Source organism: Ruegeria sp. HKCCA5463 (genome assembly GCF_013034175.1).
Taxonomy (GTDB): Bacteria; Pseudomonadota; Alphaproteobacteria; order Rhodobacterales; family Rhodobacteraceae; genus Ruegeria.
In genome coordinates this window covers 121,204-137,147 of sequence record NZ_WQFL01000001.1, presented here as the reverse complement: position 1 = coordinate 137,147, position 15,944 = coordinate 121,204, and the positions used below count along the sequence as shown (strand labels likewise).

General features: G+C 59.2%; 18 protein-coding genes and 2 tRNA genes. 14 read left to right on the top strand and 6 right to left on the bottom strand.

Translation table 11 applies throughout. The features are described 5' to 3' along the window. The first annotated feature begins 26 nt into the window (after positions 1-26). From GOW09_RS00725 to GOW09_RS00715, 3 genes are all read left to right on the top strand, one after another. A complete protein-coding gene (locus GOW09_RS00725; protein ID WP_171114896.1) occupies positions 27-1,154 on the top strand; it encodes an alpha-hydroxy acid oxidase in 1,128 nt (375 codons plus the stop codon). A gap of 154 nt (positions 1,155-1,308) precedes the next feature. After that, the gene (locus GOW09_RS00720) at positions 1,309-4,746 is read left to right on the top strand and encodes a pyruvate carboxylase (protein WP_171114894.1); all 3,438 of its coding nucleotides are present in this window, start codon (positions 1,309-1,311) and stop codon (positions 4,744-4,746) included. 79 nt (positions 4,747-4,825) lie between these two features. Then, positions 4,826-5,209 (top strand): MAPEG family protein, encoded by a 384-nt coding sequence (locus GOW09_RS00715; protein WP_152458679.1) that lies wholly within the window; start codon positions 4,826-4,828, stop codon positions 5,207-5,209. Positions 5,210-5,224: 15 nt separating this feature from the next. Here GOW09_RS00715 and GOW09_RS00710 read toward each other — a convergent pair whose 3' ends face one another. Beyond that, the gene (locus GOW09_RS00710) at positions 5,225-5,377 is read right to left on the bottom strand and encodes a hypothetical protein (protein WP_171114892.1); all 153 of its coding nucleotides are present in this window, start codon (positions 5,375-5,377) and stop codon (positions 5,225-5,227) included. 150 nt (positions 5,378-5,527) lie between these two features. On the opposite strand from GOW09_RS00710, the gene GOW09_RS00705 reads away from it, so the two are divergent. The 3 genes from GOW09_RS00705 to GOW09_RS00695 all read left to right on the top strand — a co-directional run bounded on the left by GOW09_RS00705 (position 5,528) and on the right by GOW09_RS00695 (position 6,652). Next, a tRNA-Gly gene (locus GOW09_RS00705) sits at positions 5,528-5,602 on the top strand. A gap of 33 nt (positions 5,603-5,635) precedes the next feature. After that, positions 5,636-5,710 (top strand) — tRNA-Gly (locus tag GOW09_RS00700). Between the two features lie 81 nt (positions 5,711-5,791). Next, positions 5,792-6,652, top strand: a complete 861-nt coding sequence (locus GOW09_RS00695) for a GNAT family N-acetyltransferase (RefSeq protein ID WP_152458680.1) — start codon at positions 5,792-5,794, stop codon at positions 6,650-6,652. Here the strand turns inward: GOW09_RS00695 and GOW09_RS00690 are convergent. Then, positions 6,649-6,888, bottom strand: a complete 240-nt coding sequence (locus tag GOW09_RS00690; protein ID WP_050602861.1) for an Lrp/AsnC family transcriptional regulator — start codon at positions 6,886-6,888, stop codon at positions 6,649-6,651. The two genes, GOW09_RS00695 and GOW09_RS00690, sit on opposite strands and share 4 nt — an antisense overlap. Positions 6,889-7,042: 154 nt before the next feature. Here GOW09_RS00690 and hisB point away from each other — a divergent pair, with 154 nt between their 5' ends. Both hisB and hisH read left to right on the top strand, forming a co-directional pair. Further along, on the top strand, positions 7,043-7,630 hold the full coding sequence (gene hisB / locus GOW09_RS00685) for an imidazoleglycerol-phosphate dehydratase HisB (protein WP_171114888.1): 588 nt from the start codon (positions 7,043-7,045) through the stop codon (positions 7,628-7,630). Continuing rightward, entirely contained in the window at positions 7,631-8,269 is a 639-nt protein-coding gene (gene hisH, locus GOW09_RS00680) for an imidazole glycerol phosphate synthase subunit HisH (protein ID WP_170343693.1), read from the top strand. A 3-nt stretch (positions 8,270-8,272) separates the two neighbouring features. On the opposite strand, the gene GOW09_RS00675 is transcribed toward hisH, so the two are convergent. After that, on the bottom strand, positions 8,273-8,674 hold the full coding sequence (locus tag GOW09_RS00675; protein ID WP_170343692.1) for a DUF2147 domain-containing protein: 402 nt from the start codon (positions 8,672-8,674) through the stop codon (positions 8,273-8,275). A gap of 134 nt (positions 8,675-8,808) precedes the next feature. Between GOW09_RS00675 and hisA the strand changes: the two genes are divergently transcribed. Together hisA and GOW09_RS00665 are read left to right on the top strand one after the other, a co-directional pair. Then, the gene (hisA, locus tag GOW09_RS00670; protein ID WP_171114885.1) at positions 8,809-9,531 is read left to right on the top strand and encodes a 1-(5-phosphoribosyl)-5-[(5-phosphoribosylamino)methylideneamino]imidazole-4-carboxamide isomerase; all 723 of its coding nucleotides are present in this window, start codon (positions 8,809-8,811) and stop codon (positions 9,529-9,531) included. A gap of 4 nt (positions 9,532-9,535) precedes the next feature. Then, positions 9,536-10,000, top strand: coding sequence for a DUF2867 domain-containing protein (locus GOW09_RS00665; RefSeq protein ID WP_152458685.1), 465 nt, complete (start codon positions 9,536-9,538; stop codon positions 9,998-10,000). A gap of 11 nt (positions 10,001-10,011) precedes the next feature. On the opposite strand, the gene GOW09_RS00660 is transcribed toward GOW09_RS00665, so the two are convergent. Next, the gene (locus tag GOW09_RS00660) at positions 10,012-10,404 is read right to left on the bottom strand and encodes a DUF302 domain-containing protein (protein WP_171116471.1); all 393 of its coding nucleotides are present in this window, start codon (positions 10,402-10,404) and stop codon (positions 10,012-10,014) included. A gap of 280 nt (positions 10,405-10,684) precedes the next feature. Here GOW09_RS00660 and GOW09_RS00655 point away from each other — a divergent pair, with 280 nt between their 5' ends. The 4 genes from GOW09_RS00655 (at position 10,685) to GOW09_RS00640 (ending at position 14,732) form a co-directional block, all read left to right on the top strand. Then, a complete protein-coding gene (locus GOW09_RS00655) occupies positions 10,685-12,907 on the top strand; it encodes a fused MFS/spermidine synthase (RefSeq protein WP_371808006.1) in 2,223 nt (740 codons plus the stop codon). Between the two features lie 107 nt (positions 12,908-13,014). After that, positions 13,015-13,776, top strand: a complete 762-nt coding sequence (gene hisF, locus GOW09_RS00650) for an imidazole glycerol phosphate synthase subunit HisF (protein WP_171114883.1) — start codon at positions 13,015-13,017, stop codon at positions 13,774-13,776. After that, positions 13,773-14,090: a phosphoribosyl-ATP diphosphatase gene (locus tag GOW09_RS00645; protein WP_152458688.1), complete on the top strand. Its 318-nt coding sequence runs from the start codon at positions 13,773-13,775 to the stop codon at positions 14,088-14,090. The genes hisF and GOW09_RS00645 overlap by 4 nt, the downstream gene beginning before the upstream one ends. A gap of 69 nt (positions 14,091-14,159) precedes the next feature. After that, positions 14,160-14,732: a hypothetical protein gene (locus GOW09_RS00640; protein ID WP_171114881.1), complete on the top strand. Its 573-nt coding sequence runs from the start codon at positions 14,160-14,162 to the stop codon at positions 14,730-14,732. On the opposite strand, the gene GOW09_RS00635 is transcribed toward GOW09_RS00640, so the two are convergent. Beyond that, positions 14,729-15,199: a CoA-binding protein gene (locus GOW09_RS00635; protein ID WP_171114879.1), complete on the bottom strand. Its 471-nt coding sequence runs from the start codon at positions 15,197-15,199 to the stop codon at positions 14,729-14,731. The genes GOW09_RS00640 and GOW09_RS00635 overlap by 4 nt on opposite strands. Positions 15,200-15,395: 196 nt before the next feature. Beyond that, positions 15,396-15,854, bottom strand: coding sequence for a YHS domain-containing (seleno)protein (locus tag GOW09_RS00630; RefSeq protein ID WP_171114877.1), 459 nt, complete (start codon positions 15,852-15,854; stop codon positions 15,396-15,398). Between the last annotated feature and the right edge of the window lie 90 nt (positions 15,855-15,944).

Here is a 15,944-nt window from a genome sequence, read left to right as displayed (position 1 = left end):
TCGCGTGGCAGGTCGGATCAATCTGCATGGACTTGCACAGCACCTATCCCGGTATACCGGATCTGAAACACCGTGCGCGCCGTCGTCTGCCGCATTTCGTGTGGGAGTATATCGACAGTGGAACCGGGATTGAAACGACACTGCACCGGAACCGCCAGGCGCTGGATGACGTGCGCCTCTGCCCTTCGATCCTGCATGGCGAGCTGGGCTTTGATACGTCAAAGACGTTTCTCGACGCTTCGTATCCGCTGCCGTTCGGAATCGCGCCGATCGGAATGTCCGGGCTGGTCTGGCCCCGCGCCGAGCAACTGCTTGCCAGCGCGGCCGCAGAGGCGGGTATTCCCTATTCCCTGTCGACCGTAGCCAGCCAAAGCCCCGAAGACATGGCACCGCATCTTGGGGGCAATGCCTGGTTCCAGCTTTACCCGCCCCGGGATCCGGATATTCGAAAAGACCTGCTGAACCGGGTCCGCAAAGCCGGGTTCAAAACCCTGGTCCTCACCGCGGATGTTCCCGTCGCATCGCGCAGGGAAAGGCAGACACGATCGGGCCTGCGGCAACCGCCAAAGCTGACCCCGCGCATTCTGGCGCAGATCGCCCAAAGACCCGCGTGGGCGATTGGCATGCTGCGCAACGGTGTGCCGCACATGCGAACGCTGGACAAATATATCGAAAACCCCGGAAATCTGCCGCCCACGGCTCATATCGGTTATCTGCTTCGAACCTCGCCGGATCTGGACTATGTCAAATGGCTGCGCGACCATTGGGACGGTCCGCTTGTCCTGAAGGGTGTCCTGCGACCTGAGGATACGAGCAGGCTGGAACAAGTCGGTGTCGATGCCTTGTGGGTGTCGAATCATGGCGGTCGGCAATTTGACGCGGCCCCGGCCAGCATCGAGGTTCTGCCCTCTGTCCGGGATGCAACCCGCCTGCCCCTGATCTTCGACAGTGGTGTCGAAGGCGGTCTGGATATTTTGCGGGCCATGTCGCTGGGCGCAGACTTCGTCATGCTCGGGCGGGCTTTTTTGTATGGTCTTGCGGCACTTGGCGCGCGGGGGCCTGCACATGTCATCGAGATTCTCAGGCAGGACCTGCATGCAAATATGGGCCAGATGGGCCTGGCAAGCCTGTGTCAGATTGAGAGTTATCGTTAAACATTTGATGCTGCGGCGCAGCAAAAGTATAAGGGCGCTGCGATCATAGGGCGTTTGCGAGCGATAACATGCCGGTTCTACCCAGAAGAACGGATATACCTGCGCGTATTCTCCGCCCAATAAGACGCCCATACACAAAAGACCGGGACCTATCATGACAGACTTCAACAAGATCCTGATCGCCAACCGCGGCGAGATTGCCATCCGCGTCATGCGCGCAGCAAACGAGATGGGAAAACGAACCGTCGCCGTCTACGCTGAAGAAGACAAACTGGGCCTGCACCGGTTCAAGGCGGACGAGGCGTATCAGATCGGTGAAGGCATGGGGCCGGTTGCCGCGTATCTTTCGATCGACGAGATCATCCGTGTTGCCAAGCAAAGTGGTGCCGACGCGATTCATCCGGGCTATGGCCTGTTGTCCGAGAACCCGGATTTCGTCGATGCCTGCGTCAAAAACGGCATCACCTTCATCGGCCCCAAGGCGGAAACCATGCGCGCGCTTGGCGACAAGGCAAGCGCGCGACGCGTAGCCATTGAAGCAGGTGTTCCGGTCATTCCTGCCACCGAAGTTCTGGGCGATGACATGGACGCGATCCGCAAGGAGGCCGCCGAAATCGGCTATCCGCTGATGCTCAAGGCGTCCTGGGGCGGCGGCGGGCGCGGCATGCGCCCGATTCAGTCGGAAGAAGAGCTGGAAGAGAAAGTGCTGGAAGGCCGTCGCGAGGCCGAAGCCGCATTCGGCAACGGCGAGGGTTATCTGGAAAAGATGATCATTCGTGCGCGCCATGTCGAGGTGCAGATCCTGGGCGACAAGCACGGTGAAATCTATCACCTGTATGAACGCGACTGCTCGGTCCAGCGCCGGAACCAGAAGGTCGTGGAACGCGCCCCTGCCCCGTATCTGAGCGACGAACAGCGCGCCGAGATCTGCGAGCTTGGCCGCAGGATCTGTGCGCATGTCAATTACGAATGTGCCGGCACGGTCGAGTTCCTGATGGATATGGACACCGGCAAGTTCTACTTCATCGAAGTCAATCCGCGCGTACAGGTCGAACACACCGTGACCGAAGAAGTCACCGGTATCGACATCGTGCAGGCGCAGATCCTGATTGCCGAGGGCAAGACGCTGGCCGAGGCGACGGGCATGGCCAGCCAAAAGGATATCCAGCTCAACGGCCACGCGTTGCAGACACGGATCACCACCGAGGACCCGCAGAACAACTTCATCCCCGACTATGGCCGGATCACCGCCTATCGCTCGGCCACCGGTATGGGCATCCGTCTGGATGGCGGCACGGCCTATGCGGGCGGGGTGATTACGCGCTATTACGACTCGCTGCTGACCAAGGTTACGGCCTGGGCCCCCACGCCCGAAAAGGCGATATCCCGGATGGACCGCGCCCTGCGCGAGTTCCGCATCCGCGGGGTTTCGACGAATATCGACTTCGTCATCAACCTGCTCAAGCATCCGACCTTCTTGTCGAACGAATACACCACCAAGTTCATCGACACGACGCCCGAACTGTTCACCTTCAAGAAGCGGCGCGACCGCGGCACCAAGGTTCTGACCTATATCGCGGACATCACCGTGAACGGGCATCCCGAAACCAAGGACCGCCCGCGCCCGCGCGCCGACCTGAAAGAGGCCAGGCCTCCGGCGCTGAAGGCCGAACCGCAGATGGGTACGCGCAACCTGCTGGAGCAGAAGGGCCCGCAGGCGGTGGCCGACTGGATGAAGGCACAGCGCCAACTGCTGATCACCGACACCACCATGCGCGACGGGCACCAGTCTCTGCTGGCGACCCGGATGCGCTCGATCGACATGATCAAGGTGGCTCCCTCCTATGCGGCGAACTTGCCGCAGCTGTTCTCGGTCGAATGCTGGGGCGGCGCGACTTTCGACGTGGCGTATCGGTTCTTGCAGGAATGCCCGTGGCAGCGCCTGCGAGACCTGCGCGAGGCGATGCCGAACCTGATGACCCAGATGCTGCTGCGCGGCGCAAACGGCGTGGGCTATACGAACTACCCTGACAACGTGGTGCAGGAATTCGTGCGTCAGGCGGCGACAGGAATTGACGTGTTCCGCGTCTTCGACTCGCTGAACTGGGTCGAGAACATGCGCGTGGCGATGGATGCGGTCGTCGAAAGCGGCAAGATTTGTGAAGGTACCGTCTGCTACACCGGCGATATTCTTGACCCGGATCGTGCCAAGTACGACCTGAAATACTATGTCGGCATGGCGAAAGAACTGCGCGACGCCGGCGCGCATATTCTGGGCCTGAAGGACATGGCGGGCCTGCTGAAACCGGCCGCGGCCAAGATCCTGATCCGAGCGCTGAAAGAAGAGGTCGGGCTGCCGATACACTTCCACACCCATGACACTGCCGGTATTGCCAGTGCGACCATTCTGGCCGCGTCCGAGGCGGGTGTGGATGCAGTTGACTGCGCGATGGACAGCTTCTCGGGCAATACCAGCCAGGCGACGCTGGGTACGGTTGTCGAGGCGCTGCGCCATACCGACCGCGACACCGGGCTGGACATCAAGGCCATTCGTGAAATCAGCGATTACTTCGAGGCTGTGCGTGGCCAGTATGCGGCCTTCGAATCCAGTCTTCAGGCCCCTGCGTCCGAGGTCTATCTGCACGAGATGCCGGGCGGTCAGTTCACCAACCTCAAGGCGCAGGCACGCAGCCTGGGTCTGGAAGAACGCTGGCACGAAGTGGCCCAGATGTATGCTGACGTGAACCAGATGTTCGGTGACATCGTGAAGGTCACGCCGTCTTCCAAGGTCGTTGGAGACATGGCGCTGATGATGGTCAGCCAGAACATGACACGTGAACAGGTCGAGGACCCGAATACCGACGTGGCCTTCCCCGATTCGGTCGTGGACATGATGCGCGGCAATCTGGGTCAGCCTCCGGGCGGTTTCCCCGAGACCATCATCAAGAAGGTGCTGAAAGACGAGGTTCCCAACACGCAGCGACCCGGCAAGGACGTGCCCCCGGTCGATCTTGAAGCCACCCGCGCCGAGCTGTCCAAGCAGCTGGAAGGCAAAGAGGTCGATGACGAGGATCTGAACGGATACCTGATGTATCCCAAGGTGTTCCTGGACTACATGGGTCGCCACCGGATCTACGGCCCGGTTCGTACCCTGCCAACGCGCACCTTCTTCTACGGCATGGAGCCGGGCGAAGAGATCACCGCGGAAATCGACCCCGGCAAGACGCTGGAAATCCGGTGTCAGGCCATCGGCGAAACGGATGAAAAGGGCGAGGTCAAAGTGTTCTTTGAACTCAACGGCCAACCGCGCGTGATCCGGGTTCCGAACCGGCTGGTCACCTCGACCACGCAGGCGCGGCCCAAGGCCGAGGTCGGCAACCCGGATCATGTCGGTGCGCCGATGCCCGGTGTTGTTGCCACCGTCGCCGTAACAGCGGGCCAGCAGGTCAAGGAAGGCGACATGTTGCTGACCATCGAGGCGATGAAGATGGAAACCGGCATCCACGCCGAGCGCGATGCGACCGTCAAGGCCGTTCATGTGCAGCCCGGCGGCCAGATTGACGCAAAGGACCTTCTGGTCGAGCTGGAATAACCTGCCGAACCGGTTACAGTTCAAAGGGCCGCGCGGGAAACCGCGCGGCCCTTTTTCTATGCTGGAACGGAGACCCACCATGCTTGCTATCACCCCGATCTATGCGGCCCTGATCGCTATTCTTTACGTGGCACTCAGCGTCAAAGTGATCCTTCAGCGCCGCAGCGACAAAATCTCGGTCGGGGATGGGGGCAGCAAATTGATGATCAAGGCGATACGGACACATTCCAATTGCGCCGAATACGCCCCTATCGCCCTTTTGCTGATCGCCATGGTGGAATTACAGGGCGCCGGAGGGTTGCTTGTGCATATACTGGGTTTGATGTTGCTGGCCGGGCGTCTGCTGCACGCTTACGGATTCGGGCGCACGCCCCAGATCGTCATCCTGCGGCAGGCTGGCATGAGCCTGACGTTCCTGGCCATTCTGGTTGCGGCCATCGCCAACCTGATTCTGGCGCTGTAGCTCGGTTGGCGGGTGTTATCCCGTCAGATCCGTAATCATCACATGGGGCGCTTTCGACAAAACGGGCGTGATCTGACCGTGTTCGTGATCGTCCGATTTCGGCATCGCGGTGACCAGCAAGATCATTGCGGCCAGCGCCATTATCTTCATGTCTGCAACAGAAATCATGAAAGCCCCTCTGCCTGTGTCCTTTTTTGATCCGTGTTTGAGATTGAACGGGCCGGATGCCCAGTTCCGTCGAAATATTTTTCCTCTTTTTTGTGTTTTTCCGCTTGCAGCCCCGCGTGGGAATTTATAAATCCCTCCTCACTCAACGGCGCGGGCGTAGCTCAGGGGTAGAGCATAACCTTGCCAAGGTTAGGGTCGGGCGTTCGAATCGCCTCGCCCGCTCCATTGAGAGGTCTTCGGACCACATATGTATCTGATGCGGGCGTAGCTCAGGGGTAGAGCATAACCTTGCCAAGGTTAGGGTCGGGCGTTCGAATCGCCTCGCCCGCTCCAGATACCAAACTCTCCATACATGCTGGCTCTTCACAAGACATTGCGTCATTCTGGTTGCATTGCCCAACGCAGGATTCACCCATGTCTGATTACGTCATCCGCCCTCTTACCGTTGACGAGGTCCAAAAGGCCGTTGATTGGGCCGGGCGCGAAGGGTGGAACCCGGGGCATCACGATGCTCGTTGCTTCCACGGCACGGATACTCGCGGGTTTCTCGGGGGATTCCTGGATGGCGAAATGATCGCTTCCATCTCGGTCGTTCAGTATGATGACGCATTTGCGTTCCTTGGCTTCTACATCGTCCTGCCCGAGTTTCGCGGATCGGGCCACGGGCTGAAAATCTGGCGGCATGCCTTGGAAAACTGCAATGCGGGCAACATCGGTCTGGATGGGGTCGTCGACCAGCAACACAACTACCGCAGTTCGGGATTTTCTTTCGCCTATAACAACTATCGTTTCACGGCGACTGTAGAGAAGTTGCAGCAGGCTCTGACCCCATCAACCGGCGTTGAGCCCCTGACGGCGGCGTCCGAGGCTTTGTTCGCCTACGACCGGCACCTTTTTCCGGCCCGCCGCGACGCGTTCTTACAGGGCTGGATCAGCGCGCCTGGCCATATGTCCCGCGTGTATTCCGAGGATGGTCAGATCAAGGGGTATGCAACGTTGCGCCCCTGCCGGACAGGGTACAAGATCGGGCCGCTTTTTGCAGATCGCGAGAGCATCGCCGAAGCCCTGCTGGCCAGTTTGCTGGAAACCGTGCCAGCCCACCATTCACAGGATGCCGTTTTCATCGACATGCCTTTGCCCAACACGGCCGCGTTTGCGCTGGCCGCAAAGCTCGGGTTGGAAAAGGTGTTTGAAACGGCCCGGATGTATTCCGGCCGCGCGCCGGATATCGATCTGAGCCGTGTCTTTGGCGTCACCTCATTCGAACTGGGCTAAAACGCCTTGAACGTCATTGTGGTCAGCGAGCGTTCGATATTGGGAATCACCAGCAGGTGTTCGTTGATGAAATGGCCCACATCCTCGGTCTCGGGGATATAGAGCTTGAGCAGCAGATCATATTCACCGCTGGTGGAATACAGTTCAGAGTGGATTTCGCGCAGGGCGATTTCCTCGGCGACCTTGTAGGTGGTGCCGGGCTTGCAGCGGATCTGGATGAAAACGCAGGTGGACATGATTTGACCCTATCGGTTCGTGTTGTTGGCAAGCTGACACGGGGCCAAGCCGGGTGCAATCCCCTGCAACAGTTTGCAGCGATCGCAACGCATGGTCTGGAAAACCACGACCATCCCCGTCTATAAGCGCGCCTGTAGCAAAAGGAATTCGCCCATGCGCAGCGCAAAGATCAGCCGCCAGACTGCCGAAACGAAAATCTCGGTAGAGATCAATCTGGATGGCGCCGGTACATATGACAACCAGACCGGAGTTGGCTTCTTTGATCACATGCTGGATCAACTGGCGCGCCATTCCCTGATCGACATGACGATCCGCGCCAAGGGCGATTACCACATTGATGATCACCACACGGTCGAAGATACCGGCATCGCGCTGGGGCAGGCTTTGACGCAGGCCCTGGGCGACAAGAAAGGTATCCAGCGGTACGGAGAATGCCACCTGCCCATGGATGACGCTCAGGTGCGCTGTGCGCTGGACCTGTCGGGCCGCCCCTATCTGATCTGGAATGTGGACCTGCCGACGCAGAAGATCGGTGCATTCGACACAGAACTTGTGCGCGAGTTCTTTCAGGCGCTCAGCACCCATGGAGGCATCACGCTGCATATCGACCAGTTGCACGGTTTCAACAGCCACCACATCGCCGAGGCCGCATTCAAGGCCGTCGCGCGCGCGCTGCGTGACGCCGTCGAAACCGATCCACGCAAGGCAGACGCGATTCCGTCGACCAAAGGCGCGTTGTAAATGCTGACCGCCATTATCGACTACGAAAGCGGCAACCTGCACTCGGCGGAAAAAGCGTTTCAGCGCATGGCGCAGGAGGTCGGCGCGGGCGAGGTTGTCGTCACCTCGGACGCGGATGTTGTGGCGCGCGCGGATCGCTTGGTTCTGCCCGGCGACGGGGCGTTTCCGGCATGCGCTGCCGAATTGCGTGGTCACAAGGGTATCTATGACGCGATGGTCGAGGCGGTCGAACAGAAAGGCCGGCCGTTTCTGGGCATCTGTGTGGGCATGCAGTTGATGGCAACCAAGGGCCATGAATACAGCGAAACGGATGGTCTGGACTGGATTGCCGGCGATGTCGTCAGAATCGAGCCGTCAGACACATCGCTGAAAGTGCCGCATATGGGCTGGAACGATCTTGTTCTGGACAGCGATCACCCGGTGTTCAACGGGGTGAAATCCGGCGATCACACCTATTTCGTGCATTCTTACCACTTCCGGGTATCCGACCCGGCACAGCGATTGGCTTATGTGGATTACGGGCAGGAGGTCACGGCCGTCATTGGCCGCGACACGATGGTTGGAATGCAGTTTCACCCCGAGAAAAGTCAGGACGTTGGCCTGCGCATGCTGGGAAACTTCCTGACCTGGAAACCCTGAACCCTACTGAACACGCGTCCAGGTTTGTCCGCGGCAGATCAGACCGCCCGCCACACACCCTTTGACGGTCAGTTTGTTCTGGCCGTCCAGCGACATTTTCGAGTTGTATGTCTTGTCCCGGTCCGGTGCCCAGATCTTGCCGCTGTCATAGCTTCCGCCACCCTCGGGCACCATGTCCCAGATGATCTGCTTGCCAAGGTTTTCATATTCCAGCTGCTCGTTGCCATCCGCATCAAACGCGCTGTCGATGGTTCCGCAGATCGCACTGCCGCATGCGGAAATCGTCACGTGCAGATAGCCGCCGGTATCACCCGGTGCGGTCTTCCACAGACCGTCGACGGGATCCGCAGCCATTGCGCTGGTCGCAAGAAGCATCAAACCCGCTGCAAAAGTAAATCTCTTCATGATGGTCTCCCTGTTTTGATGGCAGTCTGACCCGGCAGCCAGCTGCGGGCAAGAATGACCCAGCGTCGCGTTGCATCCCCTGCCCCGCCTGTGCGATATCCCGCGCGTGCAACACAGATATAGGGCCGCCCGACATGATCCTCTACCCCGCCATCGACCTCAAAGACGGCAATGCCGTGCGCCTGCTGCGTGGTGAAATGGACAAAGCCACCGTGTTCAACGAAGACCCCGCCGCGCAGGCGCGCGCTTTTGTCGAGGCCGGGTGCGAGTGGCTGCATCTGGTCGATCTGAACGGCGCCTTTGCAGGTGAGCCGGTCAACGCCGCCCCGGTCGAAGCGATTCTGAAAACCTGCGACGTGCCCGCGCAATTGGGCGGTGGCATCCGTGACATGGCCACCATCGAAACCTGGATCGAAAAGGGTCTGGCGCGGGTTATTCTGGGCACGGTCGCGGTCGAGAACCCCGATCTGGTGCGCGAAGCGGCCAAAGCCTTTCCCGGCAAGGTCGCCGTGGGCATCGACGCGCGCAACGGTCTGGTTGCCACCAAGGGTTGGGCCGAAGAAACCAATGTTCAGGTAACCGATCTGGCCCGCAGCTTCGAAGACGCGGGCGTGGCCGCGATCATCTACACCGACATCAACCGGGACGGCGCGATGCAGGGCCCCAATGTCGAGGCCACCGCAGAGCTTGCCAAAGCGGTTGATATTCCGGTCATCGCATCTGGCGGCGTGTCCTCGATCGCCGATCTGATCGCCCTGCGCGATTGTGGCGCAGCCTTGAACGGTGCCATTTCCGGCCGCGCGCTTTATGATGGAGCGATTGATCTGAAAGAGGCTCTGACCACGCTCAGAGGATAGCTTTATGTTTCATTCGCCGGTAAAGCGTTCCGAACTGTCCGCGCACAGCCTGCTGAACGAACGGTTCAAAACCGGCGACTTTCTGGACTGCTTCAGTGTTGAATCCAATCTTCCGCCGCGCCGGGCCGCGGAAATCATCACCGCGTTCCCCGGATGGGCGATGGCACTGGTTCGGCTGCGCGGCCTGCTGGTGACACCCTTTGGCCTCAGCACGACAGGCCCGGATGCCGGCGACAAGCTGGGGATCTTCCCGGTCGAACATGATGGCAGGACCGAGGTGATCGCAGGATTCAACGATCGCCACCTGGATTTCCGGGTTTCCGTCCTGTCGGAAAACGGCCGCATCTCGCTGGCCACGTGGGTCCGACGCCATAACCTTGGCGGGCGCCTGTACCTGGCTGCGATCCTGCCATTTCACATCCTGATCGCGCGAAACGCGCTTGCGCGTGTGAAAAGCGCAAGCACATGACCCAAAAGGTCTTAACCCGCGGCCGCAGCGGTCAACTTGGCGAGCGCACCGCGCATCTTCTCGATGACTGGTGACTTTTCGACGTCATCCAGCTCGTCCATCGTTTCCTTGGGGTCTTCATAGGCCAACCAGACCTGACCGTTCCCATCCTCATACGCCTGCACCTTGAGCGGCAGGAACAACCCTGCACGCGGATCGATCTGCATGGCCGGCGTGCCCAGCGCAGGATTGCCGAAAATCAGCACTTGATTGGCCGGGATGGGCGTACCGACCTTTTCCGCCCCGGCCGCGTGGTCAATGCGGGCGAAGACAGTGGCCCCTGCGTTGCCAACCGCCGCTTCCAGCGCATCCAGCGCTTCGGCTACGGATTTGTTCGTTTGAACTTTGATGATGTCGTCAGCCATGGCGGCCAAAGCCCCTCCGAGCGAAAAAATTGAAGCAAGTATCAAGCTACGCATGTCGGTATTCCTTCTGTAATATTCACTCCAATTCTCACAGGTTTTGGAAATCTGACAATCACAAGTCTGGCATCAGCAAAGCTTTGCCAGAATTGAAGGCGCCCATTTTACCCTTGCTTTCGAGAACAATCCGACCAGAAGCCAAACATTTTACTGTGTTGAGCCATAATTCGGGCGGAATCCCCGCTTAACTCCTTCGTCAAACACAACAACCCGGGTGGCAAACGTGAGTATTTCCAACCTAGACGTTCCCAAGACGTCCAGATTCGGATCAGCAACCATTGCGATCTTCTGCGCGGCGATTTTCACGAGCGCCAGTCTGCTGTTCTTTGTCCAGCCGCTTTTTGCCAAACTGGTTCTTCCAAAAATCGGCGGTGCCCCGGCGGTCTGGACGACCGCAATGCTGTTTTTTCAAGTGGTGCTGATACTCGGGTATGTGTACGCGCACCTGTTGACCAAGTTTCTGCCCTTGCGCTGGCAGATCATCACCCATTTTGCCTTTTGGGTGGCGGCGCTGACTTTCCTGCCGCTGTCCACCAGCGAAAGCTGGAGCTATGACGCCTCGACCTCGACCGCGCTGCAAACGCTTGGCCTGTTCGCCGTGGGTGTGGGTGTACCTTTTGCGGTATTGTCGGCAAATGCGCCCCTGTTGCAGGCCTGGTACGCCAGGTCGGGCGGGCCTTCGGCGGATGATCCGTATTTCCTTTACAGTGCCAGCAATGTCGGATCCTTGCTGGCGTTGTTGGCCTTCCCCCTGGTTGCAGATCCATTTTTTGGCGCGGCCGAGATCAGCCGTGCCTGGCTGGTCGGCTTCGTTCTGTTCGGCGCGCTTTTGCTTGGCAGTGGCATGATCGCCTTGCGGGGATCACGGCACACGAAGCCGTCGGCCCAAACGGCGCTCAAGGCCAGTTTCCCGACCCTGCGGCAGATCGCTGTCTGGGTGTTCGTCGCCTTCATCCCCTCTTCCTTGATGCTGTCCTTCACAACGCGGGTCAGCACGGATCTGGGTGCACTCCCGCTGATCTGGGTTGTTCCGCTGGCGGTCTATATCCTGTCCTTCATCATCGCGTTTGCCAAATGGAAACACCTGACCCTTGACGCCTTGAACCTGCCCATGCTGGCGGCGCTGGCGGCGGGTGTCGTACTGGTGTCCAAGGTGGTCAGCGAGCATGACGCGCCGGTGGTTATTCTGCTCTATGTCCCGGTGCTGTTCATCATCGCCCTTTTTGCGCACCGCCTGCTGTACGACATGCGCCCATCCGCCGAGCAATTGACCGTGTTCTACATCGCCCTTTCCGTGGGCGGAGCAATTGGCGGGCTGTTCAACTCGATCGTTGCGCCGATTGCCTTCACACGTGAGTTGGAGGCGCCAATCACCATGATCCTGGCCGGAGGATTGTTTCTTGTCCGCGCGCCGGGATTTGCCCTTCGCCATGTCATCATGGGCATCGCGGCAAGTGTTTTCATCCTCGTCATCGCAGGTGCGACACGCGGCGTCGCGGCGCTGAGCGCGGACATCCCGCGTGCAGGTGCCCTGTTCGCGCTGATATTCGCGGTGCTGTACCTGTTCCGGGCACAGGCCATGCGTATCCCTGTGGTTCTTACCGTCGTTCTGCTGCCCGCATTTGCGGTAAAGAACAATCCGGTGTTCGAAGATCGCAGCTTTTTCGGCGTGCATTCGGTGTATTCAAGCGAGGGCTACCGTGTCTACAAGAACGGCACCACGGTGCATGGCTGGCAACGCGAATCCGAATATGGCACTCGACCCACACCGCTGTCCTATTATCACCCCGAAGGACCGATGGCGCAGGTCATCACGTCGGACTTCGGCAAGCAATCCAACAGCATCGGAATTGTCGGTCTTGGAACAGGTGCACTGGCCTGCTATCGGCAGCCTGCGCAAAACTGGGACTTCTTCGAGATCGACGCGACCGTTGACCAGATCGCACGCGACCCTTCGCTGTTCACCTATTTGTCGGAATGCACGCCCGATTCCGAGACCCATCTGGGTGACGCCCGAATCGTTCTGAAGCAAAAGCCTTTTGCCTTCGATATCCTGGTTTTGGATGCGTACAGCTCGGACGCGATTCCGCTTCACTTGATCACACGCGAGGCGGTAGAGATGTATACCAGCCGCCTGGCCGATGATGGGGTTTTGGTGTTCCACATCACAAACCGGTTCTACGATCTGGTCCAGCCTTTGGCCCGAATTGCCGACAGCCTGAACCTGACCGCTGCGCATCAGCGGCTGGCCGTGGGTGAAGAGCAGATTGAAACCGGAGCCGCCACCAGCAGCGTTGTGATACTGAGCCCGGACAAATCCCGAATTGAGAGTTTTGCGCAGGATGGAAACTGGCAAATCGTCGAATCCGACGGCGCGCTGCCATGGACCGATGACAAGGCAAACCTGCTTTCGGCACTGAAACTGCTGAAGAACCAGGATCACTAAGCCCCCCGCTCCGCCCATGGCCCGTGCTACCAGGGCCATGGGCGGCAAAACGTCTGTGGCATCGGCGGCGCTTTGTCGGTAAAGGTCCGGCAACGAAGGACGATCAGATGCTGAAGACCCGGATCATTCCCTGCCTTGATGTTGCCGATGGCCGCGTGGTCAAAGGCGTGAATTTTGTCGGTCTGCGCGATGCGGGCGATCCCGTGGAATCGGCCAAGGCGTATGACGCCGCAGGCGCGGACGAAATCTGTTTTCTGGATATCCACGCAACCCACGAAAACCGCGGCACCATGTTCGACGTGGTACAGCGCACGGCCGAGCAGTGCTTTGTACCTCTGACCGTCGGCGGCGGGGTTCGCACCAAGGATGATGTCCGCGCCCTGTTGCTGGCGGGGGCAGACAAGGTCAGCTTCAACTCGGCAGCCGTTGCCAATCCCGACGTGATCGCGGAATCGGCAGATCAATTCGGCAGCCAGTGCATCGTCTGTGCCATCGACGCCAAGACGGTCAGCCCCGGAAAGTGGGAGATTTTCACGCATGGCGGCCGCAAGCCAACAGGCATTGATGCGGTCGCGTTCGCAAAAACCGTTGTCGCCAAAGGCGCCGGAGAAATCCTGCTGACCTCGATGGACCGCGACGGCACCAAGGCTGGTTTCAACCTGCCACTGACCCGTGCGATTTCCGATGCAGTGGACGTGCCCGTAATCGCAAGCGGCGGTGTCGGCAATCTGGATCATCTGGTCGAAGGCGTCACCCAAGGTGGCGCAAGTGCGGTGCTTGCAGCCTCGATCTTCCATTTCGGAGAATACACGATCCGCGAAGCCAAGGAACACATGGCCGCCGCAGGCATTCCGATGAGGCTGACATGAGCATTCTGCACGACCTTGCTGCCACGATTGAGGCGCGTAAAGGGGCTGACCCCGATTCAAGCTGGACAGCCAAGCTGCTTGCAAAGGGTCCCGAGAAATGCGCCGAGAAATTTGGTGAAGAAGCCATCGAAGCCATCATCGAAGCCACGAAGGGCGATCAGGCCAAGCTGACCGCCGAAGCAGCAGACGTGCTGTATCACCTGCTGGTCATGCTGGCCGCCCGAGACGTGGCGCTGGAGGATGTTCTGGCCGAACTTGCGCACCGTCAGGGCATCAGCGGCATTGCTGAAAAGGCAGCCCGCCCCAAAGGGTAACGGCCGGGTTCCGCGCCGCCGCAACGCCCGCTATACTCGGGCGTCAGAATGGCAGGCCGAGGGCGCGACATGATCCGAATTTTGATGCTTGTGGCAACGCTTGCCATCGTTGCGGCATGTGCGGCGCCTCCCCCCTCGACCGGGGATGAGGTACAACGCCTGACAGCCGAGATTCAGCGTCTTGGCCCGGATATCGATCCGGAAGAAGCCCGCCGGGCAGCGCAAGTCGCCTATTCCTATACCGCGCAACTGGTGGACGAATACCAGATCACCGACCCGCCGCTGATCCACAATGCGAAGGTCAACAAGGGATTGCGCCCGCGTGGTCTGTGCTGGCATTGGGCCGAGGATATCGAGCGTCGTCTGAAACAGGAAAACTTCCAGACGCTGGAATTGCACCGCGCCATCGCCAACGCCGACAATCCGCTGAGGATCGACCACAGCACGGCGATTATCAGTCGCAAGGGTGAATCGCTGTATGAGGGCGTCGTGCTGGACCCGTGGCGCTATGGCGGGGTGTTGTTCTGGTCACCTCTGGTCGAGGATACCCGATATGACTGGGTCCCTCGGGACGTGGTGCTGGAAAAACGACGACAGGAACAGGTTGCCCGCCTGAAACCCTATCAGCCAGCAACGCCCTAAAGCTTGGACGAGATGATCCCGGTGGAAAACCCACCCATGCGCAGCTCGCCAAACAGGCGCTGATACTCGATCTTCGGACAGCGGTTCATCACGACGTCTACACCGCGGGCCTTGGCCTTGGCTGCCGCTTCAGGGTGTTCAACCCCGATTTGCATCCAGATCGTTCCGAGGGACGGGAACACCTCCAACGCTTCGTCCACAATGGGCGGCACGGAGTCGGACCGTCGGAAGATGTCTACCATGTCCACGGGTTCGGATATCTCCGAAAGGCTGCCGCGTACCCTTTGGCCAAACAGGTCTTTCCCGGCATGGCCCGGATTGACCGGGATCACGTTGAACCCTTTCAACGACAGGTAGCGGGCGACGTAATAGCTGGGCCGCACCGGGTTCATGGACACTCCGACAACGGCAACGGTCTTGGTGCGTTGCAGAATGGCTCTCAGCTGCTGATCGGAATAGTCTGGCATGCCCTATCCTTAGCAGGGTTCCAAAAAGAAAAAAGCGCCCAAGAAGCCTTGGGCGCCAGTTGTTGGAACGAGGGACAGTGAAATGACCCGCGGCAGTTCCATTCCGCGGTCATTGTGACATTTAGGCATATATTTGGTAAAAAAAAGAGGGGCAGCGCATTTTTGTGATGACTCTTCACAATTAGCTGATTCCCGCTCATTCCTGATAGAGGATTACCGGCCAGTTTTCTTCAGCCAACTCAATGTATTCTGTCTGATCCTGCTGCCAGATTTCCTCGATCTCGATCGAGTGCGTCAGGTACAGACGACCATCCACGACCTTCCAGGCCTTGGGGTCCGAGCTCTTCAGAACTCCCATCGCCATCGCATATGAACAATACCCGCCGAACTGCGGCGCGAAAGCACGGGGATTGCTTTCGAACAGCTCGCGGTTTTCCTGCGAGGTGAAATGCCACCTCGCCCCTTTCCATACTACGGAATTCTCGGGCATGCCCATGATCGGCGTAGAACCGTCGAAAAAGGACACGGCATCATACCCGGCCAACGCCACCCCTTCGGTGGTGTAGTAAACGGGCCTTTCCTGCGCATACGTGGCAGGCGCCAGAAAAAAAGCGCACAGCGCGCCAAGTGTGGAACGTCGGGTCAGCATTGCCATGTCAGAATCTGAAATCACTGGGGTATCAAGATGCAATTTTTTGCTGCATGCGGAACCCCTGTTGACGTGGATGTGAACGATCTTCACCCA

Excerpts from the sequence above, each read along its gene's own strand:
- GOW09_RS00725 (WP_171114896.1), top strand. The coding sequence starts at position 27 with ATGGACTTGCACAGCACCTATCCCGGTATACCGGATCTGAAACACCGT.
- GOW09_RS00720 (WP_171114894.1), top strand. The coding sequence starts at position 1,309 with ATGACAGACTTCAACAAGATCCTGATCGCCAACCGCGGCGAGATTGCC.
- GOW09_RS00715 (WP_152458679.1), top strand. The coding sequence starts at position 4,826 with ATGCTTGCTATCACCCCGATCTATGCGGCCCTGATCGCTATTCTTTAC.
- GOW09_RS00710 (WP_171114892.1), bottom strand. The coding sequence starts at position 5,377 with ATGATTTCTGTTGCAGACATGAAGATAATGGCGCTGGCCGCAATGATC.
- GOW09_RS00695 (WP_152458680.1), top strand. The coding sequence starts at position 5,792 with ATGTCTGATTACGTCATCCGCCCTCTTACCGTTGACGAGGTCCAAAAG.
- GOW09_RS00690 (WP_050602861.1), bottom strand. The coding sequence starts at position 6,888 with ATGTCCACCTGCGTTTTCATCCAGATCCGCTGCAAGCCCGGCACCACC.
- hisB (WP_171114888.1), top strand. The coding sequence starts at position 7,043 with ATGCGCAGCGCAAAGATCAGCCGCCAGACTGCCGAAACGAAAATCTCG.
- hisH (WP_170343693.1), top strand. The coding sequence starts at position 7,631 with ATGCTGACCGCCATTATCGACTACGAAAGCGGCAACCTGCACTCGGCG.
- GOW09_RS00675 (WP_170343692.1), bottom strand. The coding sequence starts at position 8,674 with ATGAAGAGATTTACTTTTGCAGCGGGTTTGATGCTTCTTGCGACCAGC.
- hisA (WP_171114885.1), top strand. The coding sequence starts at position 8,809 with ATGATCCTCTACCCCGCCATCGACCTCAAAGACGGCAATGCCGTGCGC.
- GOW09_RS00665 (WP_152458685.1), top strand. The coding sequence starts at position 9,536 with ATGTTTCATTCGCCGGTAAAGCGTTCCGAACTGTCCGCGCACAGCCTG.
- GOW09_RS00660 (WP_171116471.1), bottom strand. The coding sequence starts at position 10,404 with ATGGCTGACGACATCATCAAAGTTCAAACGAACAAATCCGTAGCCGAA.
- hisF (WP_171114883.1), top strand. The coding sequence starts at position 13,015 with ATGCTGAAGACCCGGATCATTCCCTGCCTTGATGTTGCCGATGGCCGC.
- GOW09_RS00645 (WP_152458688.1), top strand. The coding sequence starts at position 13,773 with ATGAGCATTCTGCACGACCTTGCTGCCACGATTGAGGCGCGTAAAGGG.
- GOW09_RS00640 (WP_171114881.1), top strand. The coding sequence starts at position 14,160 with ATGATCCGAATTTTGATGCTTGTGGCAACGCTTGCCATCGTTGCGGCA.
- GOW09_RS00635 (WP_171114879.1), bottom strand. The coding sequence starts at position 15,199 with ATGCCAGACTATTCCGATCAGCAGCTGAGAGCCATTCTGCAACGCACC.
- GOW09_RS00630 (WP_171114877.1), bottom strand. The coding sequence starts at position 15,854 with ATGGCAATGCTGACCCGACGTTCCACACTTGGCGCGCTGTGCGCTTTT.